At 71.7% G+C, this 11,645-nt stretch carries 16 protein-coding genes; 13 read left to right on the forward strand and 3 right to left on the reverse strand.

Annotation, left to right across the window (positions count from 1 at the left end; translation table 11 throughout):
* The 6 genes from RIN80_RS23570 to RIN80_RS23590 all read left to right on the forward strand — a co-directional run.
* The coding region (locus RIN80_RS23570) for a hypothetical protein (protein ID WP_309097644.1) at positions 1-1,046 on the forward strand (1,046 nt) is incomplete at its 5' end.
* Positions 1,047-1,206: 160 nt separating this feature from the next.
* Complete coding sequence (locus RIN80_RS23575) at positions 1,207-1,947, forward strand: DUF2993 domain-containing protein (protein ID WP_309097645.1); 741 nt, start codon at positions 1,207-1,209, stop codon at positions 1,945-1,947.
* A 198-nt stretch (positions 1,948-2,145) separates the two neighbouring features.
* Positions 2,146-2,226, forward strand: coding sequence for a putative leader peptide (locus RIN80_RS26620; RefSeq protein WP_350310325.1), 81 nt, complete (start codon positions 2,146-2,148; stop codon positions 2,224-2,226).
* Between the two features lie 137 nt (positions 2,227-2,363).
* Positions 2,364-3,209: a sulfurtransferase gene (locus RIN80_RS23580; protein ID WP_309097646.1), complete on the forward strand. Its 846-nt coding sequence runs from the start codon at positions 2,364-2,366 to the stop codon at positions 3,207-3,209.
* 42 nt (positions 3,210-3,251) lie between these two features.
* Positions 3,252-3,539: a DUF1416 domain-containing protein gene (locus RIN80_RS23585; RefSeq protein WP_003991226.1), complete on the forward strand. Its 288-nt coding sequence runs from the start codon at positions 3,252-3,254 to the stop codon at positions 3,537-3,539.
* Between the two features lie 87 nt (positions 3,540-3,626).
* Positions 3,627-3,887, forward strand: coding sequence for a DUF3099 domain-containing protein (locus RIN80_RS23590; protein WP_309097647.1), 261 nt, complete (start codon positions 3,627-3,629; stop codon positions 3,885-3,887).
* Positions 3,888-4,148: 261 nt separating this feature from the next.
* Here RIN80_RS23590 and RIN80_RS23595 read toward each other — a convergent pair whose 3' ends face one another.
* Entirely contained in the window at positions 4,149-4,511 is a 363-nt protein-coding gene (locus RIN80_RS23595; protein ID WP_309097648.1) for a DsrE family protein, read from the reverse strand.
* A gap of 203 nt (positions 4,512-4,714) precedes the next feature.
* Between RIN80_RS23595 and RIN80_RS23600 the strand changes: the two genes are divergently transcribed.
* Genes RIN80_RS23600 through RIN80_RS23610 form a run of 3 tightly spaced genes read left to right on the forward strand, consistent with a single transcriptional unit; the run spans position 4,715 to position 6,720 of the window.
* Positions 4,715-5,290, forward strand: a complete 576-nt coding sequence (locus RIN80_RS23600) for an FABP family protein (RefSeq protein ID WP_309097649.1) — start codon at positions 4,715-4,717, stop codon at positions 5,288-5,290.
* Positions 5,291-5,306: 16 nt separating this feature from the next.
* Entirely contained in the window at positions 5,307-5,744 is a 438-nt protein-coding gene (locus tag RIN80_RS23605) for a transcriptional repressor (RefSeq protein WP_309097650.1), read from the forward strand.
* Between the two features lie 10 nt (positions 5,745-5,754).
* Complete coding sequence (locus RIN80_RS23610; protein WP_309097651.1) at positions 5,755-6,720, forward strand: folate-binding protein; 966 nt, start codon at positions 5,755-5,757, stop codon at positions 6,718-6,720.
* A 19-nt stretch (positions 6,721-6,739) separates the two neighbouring features.
* On the opposite strand, the gene dtd is transcribed toward RIN80_RS23610, so the two are convergent.
* Positions 6,740-7,165, reverse strand: coding sequence for a D-aminoacyl-tRNA deacylase (gene dtd / locus RIN80_RS23615; RefSeq protein ID WP_309097652.1), 426 nt, complete (start codon positions 7,163-7,165; stop codon positions 6,740-6,742).
* 212 nt (positions 7,166-7,377) lie between these two features.
* On the opposite strand from dtd, the gene RIN80_RS23620 reads away from it, so the two are divergent.
* The 3 genes from RIN80_RS23620 to RIN80_RS23630 all read left to right on the forward strand — a co-directional run bounded on the left by RIN80_RS23620 (position 7,378) and on the right by RIN80_RS23630 (position 10,491).
* Positions 7,378-8,010: an aerial mycelium formation protein gene (locus RIN80_RS23620; protein WP_309097653.1), complete on the forward strand. Its 633-nt coding sequence runs from the start codon at positions 7,378-7,380 to the stop codon at positions 8,008-8,010.
* A 65-nt stretch (positions 8,011-8,075) separates the two neighbouring features.
* On the forward strand, positions 8,076-9,338 hold the full coding sequence (locus tag RIN80_RS23625) for a GNAT family N-acetyltransferase (RefSeq protein ID WP_309097654.1): 1,263 nt from the start codon (positions 8,076-8,078) through the stop codon (positions 9,336-9,338).
* Positions 9,339-9,588: 250 nt separating this feature from the next.
* Entirely contained in the window at positions 9,589-10,491 is a 903-nt protein-coding gene (locus RIN80_RS23630) for a GntR family transcriptional regulator (RefSeq protein WP_309097655.1), read from the forward strand.
* Positions 10,492-10,530: 39 nt separating this feature from the next.
* Here RIN80_RS23630 and RIN80_RS23635 read toward each other — a convergent pair whose 3' ends face one another.
* The gene (locus tag RIN80_RS23635; RefSeq protein WP_309097656.1) at positions 10,531-10,719 is read right to left on the reverse strand and encodes a hypothetical protein; all 189 of its coding nucleotides are present in this window, start codon (positions 10,717-10,719) and stop codon (positions 10,531-10,533) included.
* 169 nt (positions 10,720-10,888) lie between these two features.
* Between RIN80_RS23635 and RIN80_RS23640 the strand changes: the two genes are divergently transcribed.
* Positions 10,889-11,645: winged helix-turn-helix domain-containing protein (locus RIN80_RS23640; RefSeq protein ID WP_309097657.1), on the forward strand; the 757-nt coding region annotated here is incomplete at its 3' end.

Consider the following 11,645-nt stretch of genomic DNA (forward strand, 5'->3'; position numbering starts at 1 on the left):
CGCAGCAGGCGTGGCCCGGGCAGGAGCAGCCGGGGTACCAGGCGTATCAGGGGTACCAGGCGTATCAGGGGCAGCAGGGGCAGCAGGGGTACGACGATCCGTACGCCGCGCAGCAGTACACGCAGCAGTGGCAGGGGCAGACCTGGGAGACGCAGACGCACCAGGCGGTGTCCGCACCGGCCGCCGCGGAGACCGCGTATCTGCCGCAGCAGGGGTACGCGGCGCCCGAGCCGGCCGCCGCCGGGCCGGCCGACGCCGCCGGTCCCGGGTACGGCCCCGCCACCGTCGGCGGGAACACGCGGATGACCGACGCGCAGCGGGCCCGGGCGGAGGGGCGGTCGCCGATCATCGAGCCCGGGATGCAGCCGGCCGCGCTCACGGCGCTGCTGGGGCTGCTGCTGGCCGGGGCGGCGGCGGTCGGGACGTACGCGCTGCTCGTGCCGCTGGTGGTACTCCAGGCCGTCACGGCGGCGGGGTGGTTCCGGCTGAACGGCATGTGGCCGGCGCGGCAGGGCATCGCGCTCGGGTTCGCCGGGGCGCTCGCCGCGGACGCGGCCCTGCTGGCGTCGGGGCGTTCGCCGTCCGCGATCCTCGGGACGCTGGGCGTGTGGGTGCTGCTCGCGCTGGTCCTCCAGCTGCGGTCGCACGCCGACCCGGACGAGCGGATGTACGGCCTGATGGCGACGGTCGCGGCGTCCGCGCTGGCGATCGTGGCGGGCGGGTACCTCGCGGCGGACGGGGACGCCGTGACGGTGGGCGCGGTGGCGGTGGCGGTGGCGGTCCTGGCGCGTGCGCTGCCGTTGCCGACGGCGGCGTCGGTGGTGGTGGCGCTGCTCGCGGGGGCGGGCGGTGGTGCGGCGGCCGGATGGCTGACGGGCACGTCGGGCGCGCTGGTGGGGGCGGGCGCGGCGGTGTGCGCCCTGATCGGGCACCGGGTCGCGAGTTACGACTACCCCTCGCGCTTCGTCCACTTCACGGCGGGCGTGGCGTTGCCGCTGGCCGCCGCGGCACCGGTGGTGTACGTCCTGGGACGGGCTGTGGCCTAGCACGTCTTCGCCTTCCCCGCACGGCCCCTTCCGTGCGTCGGCGGGTGCGGGCGCGCGGCCTGTCACAGATGATCGACAAAGCTCGGGCCCGCGCCGCACTCGGCGTTACGCTCACGCAGGGGGATCGCCGTCACACACGACCGGGTGGGGGAAACACCGCATGCGAGCACTGCGAATACTGCTGATCTTCACCGTGATCCTGGGCGGACTCTTCGTCCTCGCCGACCGGCTCGCCGTGAACTTCGCCGAGGACGAGGCCGCCGACCGCCTGAAGACCACGGAGAACCTCGCCACCACCCCCGACGTCTCCATCAAGGGCTTCCCGTTCCTCACCCAGGTCGTCGGCGGCTCCCTGGACGACATCGAGGTCGGCATCGACACCTACGAGGCCGCCGCGGGCGACGGCGGCCGGAAGATCCGTATCGACGACCTCCGGGCCGACATGAAGGGCGTCGAGTTCTCCGGCGACTACAGCTCGGCCACCGCCACCACGGCCACCGGCACCGCGACCGTCGCCTACGACGAGCTGCTGAAGACGGCGAAGGTGGAGCCCACCCAGGTCGCCCCGGGCGTCACCGCCAACGTCGTCGGCCTCTCCGACGGCGGCAACGGCAAGATCAAGGTGGCCGTCGAGGCCACCGTCCTCGGCACCAAGCTGCCCGAACCGGTCACCGTGCTCAGCACCGTGACCGTGGTCGACGGCGACACCGTGCGGGTCAAGGCCGACGGCCTGCCCGAGTTCGCCGGTGTCGACCTCGCCGAGAACCGGGTGCGCACGATCACCGACTTCCAGCAGCAGATCGACGGCCTGCCCGGCGGCATCAAGCTGGACAAGGTGCAGGCCGCCCCGGACGGCGTCGAGATCACGGTGAAGGGTTCCGGCGTCCGGCTCGCCGGGTAGACCGGACGCGGGCCGGTACAGAGCTGTCCGGTGGGCGAGACGGCGAGTCCGCAGCGCAGATGTGACGGCGATCGCAGGCGGACGCGGGCCGGGCGCGGCACGGCCCGGGGCGTTCTCGATCCCACCATCCGGACCATCGTGTCTCAGCATGCGACACGCCGGTGACACGCCCGCCCGACCGTCCCTACGATCGACGGCATGAAGCGACAGGCGGACCTCACGAAGCGGCGGGCAGTAGACCTGTGCCGCGTCGCCGCCATGCTCTGTCGCACCTTCTGAGCGACCGCGCCGGCCCGTGAGCCGGTGCGCGCATCCCCGCCGCCCTGCACCAAGGGCACCCGTGTGCCGCCCCGTCATGGGCGCGCGCCCCGCAGAACTCGCACGCCCCGCCGCAACTGCCCCGGAGGAGAAAGCGCATGAGCCGCAGCGACGTCCTGGTCGACGCCGACTGGCTCCAGGAGCACCTGGACGACCCGACCATCGCCATCGTCGAGGTGGACGAGGACACGTCCGCCTACGAGAAGAACCACATCAGGAACGCGATCCGCATCGACTGGACCAAGGACCTCCAGGACCCGGTCCGCCGTGACTTCGTCGACCAGGAGGGCTTCGAGAAGCTCCTGTCGGAGAAGGGCATCGCCAACGACCACACCGTCGTCCTCTACGGCGGCAACAACAACTGGTTCGCCTCGTACGCGTACTGGTACTTCAAGCTCTACGGCCACGAGAACGTCAAGCTCCTCGACGGCGGCCGCAAGAAGTGGGAGCTCGACGCCCGCGAGCTGGTCCCCGGCGACGAGGTGCCGGAGCGCCCGAAGACGGACTACAAGGCCAAGGCCCAGGACACGTCGATCCGCGCCTTCCGTGACGACGTCGTCGCCGCCATCGGTGCGCAGAACCTGGTCGACGTGCGCTCGCCCGACGAGTTCTCCGGCAAGCTCCTCGCCCCGGCCCACCTGCCGCAGGAGCAGTCGCAGCGCCCGGGCCACGTGCCCAGCGCCCGCAACATCCCGTGGTCCAAGAACGCCAACGACGACGGCACCTTCAAGTCGGACGAGGAGCTCAAGGCCCTCTACGAGGAGGAGAACGTCGACCTCGCGAAGGACACCATCGCCTACTGCCGCATCGGTGAGCGCTCCGCGCTGACCTGGTTCGTCCTGCACGAGCTGCTCGGCGTCCAGAACGTCAAGAACTACGACGGCTCCTGGACCGAGTACGGCTCCCTCGTCGGCGTGCCGATCGAGCTCGGCGCCGGCAAGTAAGAGACCCCGACCGACCTCTCCCGACCCCCTCAGGAGTACGACATGTGTGGTGCGAAGGCCGGCGGCCCCGACGCCTCGACGATCAAGCCCGGTGAGACCACGATCCAGGGTCAGGTGACCAAGGACGGCGAGCCCGTGGTGGGCTACGTCCGCCTGCTGGACTCGACCGGCGAGTTCACGGCCGAGGTGCCGACCTCGGCGACCGGACAGTTCCGCTTCTACGCGGCCGAGGGCACCTGGACCGTCCGTGCCCTCGTGCCCGGCGCCACCGCCGACCGCACGGTCGTCGCCCAGCAGGGCGGACTGGCGGAGGTCGCGATCGCCGTCTGACGGCGGCCGGTCCTCTTCAGGGCCGCACCCACCGGGTTGGACGCCTGGGGTGCGGCCCTGCGGCGTGCCCGGACCTACGCTGGAGACATGTACGCACGGCGGCGGCGCAGGTACTTCGCCCTGATGGGACTGTGCATCGGCCTGTTCGTCCTGGCCTGGGGCGTCGTGCGGCTGTGGTCGGTCCCCGTGGCCGTCGGGATGTGCGTGGTCGCCATGGTCATCCCGCCCGTGGCGGCCATGGTGGCCAACCGGCGCGGCCCGGAGGACCGGTGGTGGGACGACCCCTCCGGGGATCCCCAGTCCGACGAGTGGTGGGACGAGCTGGACGGCAAGAAGCGCCCGCGCTGAACCGGCCGGGGGGAGGGCCATGGGCTCGGCGGCGACTCCGGGCGCACCGGACGCCCGGGAACCGGCGGACTTCTCGCTGCGGCTGTAGCCCGGCTGGGCCGGGCCAGGGCGGCCCCGACTGGGTGCGCATCCGGCCCCCGGCGGCGGCAGGGGGCTGTCCTTCCGGACCGAGCCCGCCTGCCTGCCGCCCGTCCGGCCGCGGGACGGCGTCCGGGTGCTGCTGGACCCGGCCGGGCACCCCGTCCGCCTGTACCCGGAGTCTCAGTAGACGAGCGCCTGCGTCCCGTCCGCCAGCGCCTCCTGGACGAAGACCTGCGCGCCCGCGATGCGCACGCCCTCGATGACGTCCTTCTCCGTGATCTCGCGCCGGGCCGCGCACTGCGTGCACAGGGTGACGCGGCCGGCCGCCAGGACCGACTCCAGCAGGTCGGGCAGGGGCGCCGCGTGCGGCAGCTCGAACTCGGCGGCGCGGCCGGGCAGCGCGAACCAGGCGGACTCGCCGGTCAGCCACAGGGAGACGTCGACGCCGCTCGCCACGGCCACCGCCGCCACCGTGAACGCCTGGGAACACCGCTCGGGGGCGTCCGCCCCGGCCGTCACCTTGATCACCAGCTTCTTCGCCATAGCCGGAATCGTAGTGCCGGAGGGGCCCGCGTAAGCTGGGGCCGGCCCTGTGCTTACATCCGCACCCCGCTCAAGGAGCACCCCGTGGAGCTTTTCTTCGAAATCCTGTTGGTCCTGGTCGCCGTCGGCGTCCTCGCGTTCGCCGGACTGACCGTGAAGAAGCTGTACCAGGGCCAGCGCTGACCCACCTCTAGGAAGTTCTGATGATCGAGATCCCGTCCGACCTCCACAAGGACCTCGTCCCGCTCGCCTTCCTGCTCGGCAACTGGGCGGGCGCCGGGGTGCACGACTTCCCCGGCTCCGAGAAGTGCAACTTCGGGCAGGAGGTCGCCTTCACCCACGACGGCCGGGACTTCCTGGAATACCGGTCCCACACGTGGGTCCTGGACAACGACGGCAACAAGGTCCGCCCGCTGGAGTCCGAGCACGGCTACTGGCGCATCGACGCCGACCGCAAGGTCGAGGTGACGATGACCCGCGACGACGGCGTCATCGAGATCTGGTACGGCGAGCTGGCGGACAAGAAGCCGCAGATCGACCTCGTGACCGACGCGGTGGCCCGCACGGCCTCCTCGCGGCCCTACACCGGCGGCAAGCGGCTGTACGGCTACGTCAAGAGCGACCTGATGTGGGTCGGCGAGAAGCAGACCCCCGACGTCGAGCTGCGCCCCTACATGTCGGCGCACCTGAAGAAGGTCGTCACGCCGGAGGAGGTCGAGCGCTGGGCCAAGGCCCTGCCCGACGACATGCCGGACGACGGCATCGCTTTCTTCAAGTAGTTCTAGACTCGTCCGTGTGGTGAGCACCGACTGGAAGAGCGATCTGCGGCAGCGCGGCTACCGGCTGACCCCGCAGCGGCAACTCGTGCTCGAAGCCGTGGACGCCCTGGAACACGCGACCCCCGACGACATCCTCGTGGAAGTGAGGAAGACGGCGTCGGGGGTCAACATTTCCACGGTGTACCGGACGCTGGAGCTCCTGGAGGAGCTCGGCCTGGTCAGCCACGCCCATCTGGGCCACGGGGCGCCGACGTACCACCTGGCGGACCGGCACCACCACATCCACCTGGTGTGCCGGGACTGCCAGAACGTCATCGAGGCGGACGTCTCCGTCGCCGCCGAGTTCACGGCCAAGCTGCGGGAGACCTTCGGGTTCGACACGGACCTGAAGCACTTCGCGATCTTCGGCCGGTGCCGGGACTGCACGCTCAAGGCTTCAACTACCGAGTCGTAGGCTTGGGGACATGAAGAGCCCTCTGCTGACCCTGCCCGGCGCCGTCCCCGCCGAGGGCGTGGACGAAGGCGTCGCCGCCCACTACGGCGATCTGTTCCGCGAGCAGCGCGCCCTCGCCGACGGCGCCGGTTTCGTGGACCTCTCGCACCGGGGGGTCGTCACCGTCACCGGCGAGGACCGGCTGGCCTGGCTGCACCTGCTGCTCACCCAGCACGTCAGCGAGCTCCCGCCGGGCCGGGCCACCGAGGCGCTGATCCTCTCCGCGAACGGCCACATCGAGCACGCCCTGTACCTCGTCGACGACGGGGAGACGGTCTGGGCCCACGTCGAGCCGGACACCCAGGAGGCGCTGATCGCCTACCTGGAGTCGATGAAGTTCTTCTACCGGGTCGAGGTCGCCGACCGCACCGCCGACATCGCGGTCGTCCACCTCCCGGCCGGCTCCATCGCCGAGGCCCCCGAGGGCGTCGTCGTCCGGGAGACCTCGTACGGCCGGGACCTGTTCCTGCCGCGCGCCGACCTGGAGGCGTACGCCGCGCAGGCCGGGCCGCCCGCCGGGATCCTCGCCCACGAGGCGCTGCGCGTGGAGCAGCACCGGCCCCGGCTCGGCTTCGAGACCGACCACCGCACCATCCCGCACGAGCTGGGCTGGATCGGCTCGGCGGTGCACCTGCAGAAGGGCTGTTACCGGGGCCAGGAGACGGTCGCCCGGGTGCAGAACCTGGGCAAGCCGCCGCGCCGCCTGGTCTTCCTGCACCTGGACGGCAGCGAGGTGCACCTGCCGGTGGCCGGGACCGAGCTGCGGCTCGCCGACGACGGCCCCGACGGCCGGAAGATCGGCTTCATCACGACCTCCGCGCGCCACCACGAGCTGGGCCCGGTCGCCCTCGCCCTGGTGAAGCGGAACGTGCCCGTGGACGCGCCGCTGGTGGCCGGCGTCACCGCGGCGGCCCAGGAAGTCGTCGTCGAGCCGTAGGACTTGTAGATCTTTCGGGTCAGATTTCGATCAGCACGGTGAACGGGCCGTCGTTCGTCAGTGATACACGCATCGCCGCCCCGAAACGGCCCGTCGCCACCGTCGCCCCCAGCGCGCGCAGCTGGGCGACCACCTCGTCCACCAGCGGCTCGGCGACGTCACCGGGGGCGGCCGCGTTCCACGTGGGACGGCGGCCCTTGCGGGCGTCTCCGTAGAGGGTGAACTGGCTGATCACCAGGAGTGGGGCGTCGGTGTCGCTGCAGGACTTCTCGTCGTGCAGCATGCGGATCGACCACAGCTTGCGGGCCAGCTGGGCGGCCTTCTCCTTGGTGTCCTCGTGGGTCACACCGACGAGGACGCACAGCCCCTCGCCCTCGATCGACCCCACCGTCTCGCCGTCCACGACGACGCTCGCGCCGTCCACCCTCTGCACCACAGCTCGCATGTGTCCATCATGCCGGGAGGTGACGTCAGGGCCGCGCGTGGTCTGCGCATGGCCCGAAAGGGTGGTTTGCGCCGGACGCCAACTGCCTGTGCTGGACCGTATTTTGCTGCTTAACCGCCCATCTGGGGTCTATCGGGACCACTCGTTCCCATAGGGACCACTTGGGGTGGCACGATGCATTCACACACCGGTCGAGGGGACGGTTGAGGCACATGAGCACACCAAGCACCGGGCAGCACCCGGGGGCTGTCCGGTCGGCATACACGGGGATGGGGACGTCGGAATACCACCGGCCGCCCACACAGCGCACGGACAGCCCGCGGCTGCCCTCGGACGCTCCCGAGCCCGGTCTGGCCGCGCTGAGCCTGCCCGAGCTGCGCGCGCTGCGCCGCGAGGCCCAGCGCGACGAGACCGACCTCAGCTACCTGCGGCGGCTGCTGCAGGGGCGCATCGACATCCTGCGCGCGGAACTGGCGCGGCGCGCCCCGGTGGAGGTGACCTCCGGCGCCGTGCCCGCGGAGGCGTCCGTCCTGGGGCGGCTCGCGGAGATCCTGCGCGACGCCCCGGCCCGGCACCGCTCCTCCGCCCGGCACGTCACCCTGGGCACCCCGCAGGGCGAGGAGTACCGGCGGCTGGCCGCGGAGATGCTCGACGACGTCGAGCTGTCCGACCTGGACGCGCGCACGGACGCGGAGCTGACCACCGGGATCGGGCGCCTGGTACGCCACGAGCAGCAGGTCTCCCGGCGCCGCCGGCGGCTGCAGCGCACGGCCGACGAGTGCAGCGCGGAGATGGCCCGCCGGTACCGCGAGGGCGAGGCGCAGGTCGACGACCTGCTGGTCTGAGCGGCCCGCGGGGGCCGGTCGGATATTGGGGCGACACCGGCCGGCCCTGCGCCTAGCGTGAGCGCATGACCTCCGCCCCACGCGCCGACGGCATCGACGTACGCCCCGTCACGGAAGCCGAGTTCACCGACTGGCTGCGCGCCGTGAACACCGGCTTCCTGCGGGTGCCCACCCTGACAGAGGAGGAGATCGAGGGCCGCCGCGAGCGGTTCGTCCCGGGCCGCTACCTCGGTGCCTTCGACGGCGGCCGGTGCGTGGCGACCTTCCGCTCCTTCGACCAGGAGCTCACGGTCGTGGGCGGGGCGAGGGTTCCGGCCGACGCCGTCTCGGGGGTCACCGTCCACGCCACCCACCGCCGCCGGGGGCTGCTCAGCCGGATGATGGCCCGGGACCTGGCCGCCGCGAAGGACCGCGGGGACGTCGTCGCGACGCTGGTCGCCGCCGAGTACCCGATCTACGGACGCTACGGCTTCGGACCCGCGACCTCGACGGCCGAGTGGACGGTCGACGTGCCGCGCGCGGGCCTCGACGCCCGCTGGGCGGGCCCGGCGGACGGTGGGCGGATCGACCTGGTGGACGGCGAGGAGGTCCGCAAGCTCGGCCCCGACCTGCACGCGCGGCTGTGCCGGTCGCAGCCCGGCGCCATCGACCGCGACGAGCTGTGGTGGAAGTGGAACACCGGCGCGGTACGGGTCGACCCGTCCTGGAAGGATCCCTTCTTCGCCGTGTACCGCTCGGCGTCCGGCGAGGTCGAGGGCATGGTCGCCTACGACGTGGACGACAACTGGGGCGATGCCAAGCAGCCGTTGAACACGGCGACGGTGCGGTGGCTGACCGGTGTCACGCCGGCCGCCGAGCGCGCCCTGTGGCAGTACCTGTGCTCCATCGACTGGGTCGTCGGCGTCAAGAGCGGCTGGCGGGCCCCCGACGACCTGCTCCCGCACGTCCTGCCCGATCCGCGGGCGGCCCGCGTCACGTCCCTGGCGGACTGGCTGTGGGTGCGGATCCTGGACGTCGTACGGGCGCTGGAGGCGCGGACGTACGAGGTGGAGGGGGCGCTGGTGCTGGAGGTCGCCGGCGTGGACGGGCTGACCGGCGGGCGCTACCGGCTGGACGCCTCGCCGGGCGGGGCGTCGTGCGCGCCGACCACCGAGAGCGCGGATCTGGTGCTGGGACTCGGCGACCTGGGCGCGCTGTGGCTCGGGGACGAGTCGGCGGTGCGGCTGGCGGCGCTGGGGCGGGTGCGGGAAGAACGAGCGGGCGCCGCCCGGAAGGCCGACGCCCTGCTGCGCACGCCCAGGCGGCCGTGGTGCCCGGACCTGTTCTGAGCCGCTCCCTTCTGCCGGTGGACGGGGACCCGCATCCGTAGCGAGCTGTTCGGTTGTGGTGGTCGTGCGGCGGGGCTCCCGGCTCCCCTCCGGAAGGGAGCCCCCGAGCGGGCTGGCCAACCCCTTCAAGGTCCGACCAGGTCGCGCAAGTTGGTGACCAACTTCTCTGTACTTATCTCCTCCTGGAAGCGGCTCATAACCACCTTCCGCTGAACTGCCCGAGGATGGCGGGAAGTTGTAGCGTTGAGGTGTGGACCCCGAACACACCTCCGCCGGTGGACGGAAGAGGTCGCAGCGGCCACAGAGGACACATCGCGAGGTGGCCGAGGAACTGCGCGCCCGGATCAGGTCGGGCGCGCTGAGCCCGGGGCAGCGCATGCCCACCCAGGCCCAGTTGGCCCACGAGTTCGGTGTCGAGCGCGGCGCGGTGCGCCGGGCGCTGCGCATCCTGCAGGCCGAGCGGTTGCTGACCAACGTCTCCAAGGGCAGTCCGGCGACGGTCGCCGCGGACCCGGCCGGGGCGCTGACCGGTCCGGAAGCGCCGCCGCTGCCCACGACGGTGGCGCTCGCGCCCCGGATCGCGGCGGCGTTCGCGGCGGAGCACGTCGAGATCGACGCGGTGTGCCTGACGTCCGTCTCCCTCACGCTCGCCATCGGTGAACCGCTGCGCCAGATCCACGCGGGACGGCTGAAACCGGCCAAGGTCGACGTCCGTGTCCTGCTGCCGAGCCGGGACATCGACCTCGCCTTCCCGGTGCCGGTCGAGGGGCGCGGCGACGACTGGGTGCACGAGCGGTGGCTGGCGATGCGCAACGCCCAGGGGCAGGTCCTCCAGCACAACCTGCTGGCCCTGCGCGCCACGCACGGCATCGACGTGCGGGTCACGTTCCGGGCGCTGCCCTTCACCCCGCCGGTGAAGCTGTACCTGCTCAACGGCTCGGAGGCGCTGTTCGCCTACTACACGCTGACGCGCCGGGAGGCCGAGTTCGACCACGAGCCCCTGCAGATGTACGACGCCCAGGGCACCCGGTCGATGCTGTTCTCCTTCCGGCAGGGCCCCGGCCCGCGCGACACGACGTTCGTCGAGCAGTCGCACCTGTGGTTCAACGCGTTGTGGGAGACGATCAGTTCGGAGCTGGCGCTCACGAGCTGAGGTCTCCCACGGTGGTCGGATCCGGGCAGGTTGCGTGACTCACCTGGTGGGGCCCGTCATCAGCAGCGCGAGGACGACGGCCCCCACGGAGCTGACGGCCGGGCTCTTGGCCTTGAGGCCCACGGTGAGAAGGATCAGGCCGACGATGCCGGCCGGGCCGTACTTCCACTGCACGAGCTGCTCGAAGGCGACGACGAAGGCGGCGGAGAGGAGAGCGAGGGCGGGCATCGGATTCCCCCTTCGGGAGCCGGAAGTCCGGAGGTCCGGAACTTCGGAAGCAAAACTTCCGCCAACTCCGAGAAGTTGGCAACCAACTCTGATTAAGTTGTCCCCACTTGGCCGCTAGCCATAAACAACTTTCAAGCAACTCCCGCTAGGTGGATCAGAGTTGTAGCGTTTGGTCGTGACCCAGGAGAACGTGGCGGAGAGTGTGGCAGTGAACGGCAGCAGCAGGCCCTCGCCCCAGGAGATCGCCGACGACCTGCGGGAACGCATCCGGGGCGGCGAGCTCAGGCCGGGGGACCGCCTGCCCACCCAGGCCGAACTCGCGGAGCGGTTCGGCGTGGAGCGCGGCACCGTGCGCCAGGCCCTGCGGGTTCTCCAGGAGGACGGCCTCCTCACGAACGTCTCCAAGGGCAGCCCCCCGCGCATCGCCGTCCCCGCCCCGGCCCGGGACGAACCCCAGCCGACGATGGTGGGCCTGGCACCGCGCCTGACGGAGGCGTTCTCGGCGACGGCCGTCCAGGTGGACGTGGTCTGCCACACGTCGGAGACGCTGATGGTGGCGCTCGGGGAGCCGTTGCGGTGGATCCACGAGGGCCGCAACCGGCCCGCCTCGATCGACCTGCGGGTCCTGCTCCCCTCCCGGGAGATCAACCTGGCCTTCCCGCGCCTGGTCGAGGAGCAGGGGGAGGACGACGCGGTGCACCAGCGCTGGCTGGTGATGCGCAACGCACAGCTCCGGGTCCTGGAGCACAACCTGCTGACCCTGCGCGCCACGCACGGCATGGACGTGCGCGTGCGGTTCCGGGCGCTGCCGTTCACACCACCGGTGAAGCTGTACCTCCTCAACGGGCAGGAGGCGCTGATCGGCTACTACATGCTGACCCGCCGCGAGGAGGAGTGGGGCGGACGGGCCCTGGACATGTACGACG

Origin of the sequence: Streptomyces sp., assembly GCF_031181705.1 — a bacterium.
Taxonomy (GTDB): Bacteria; Actinomycetota; Actinomycetes; order Streptomycetales; family Streptomycetaceae; genus Streptomyces.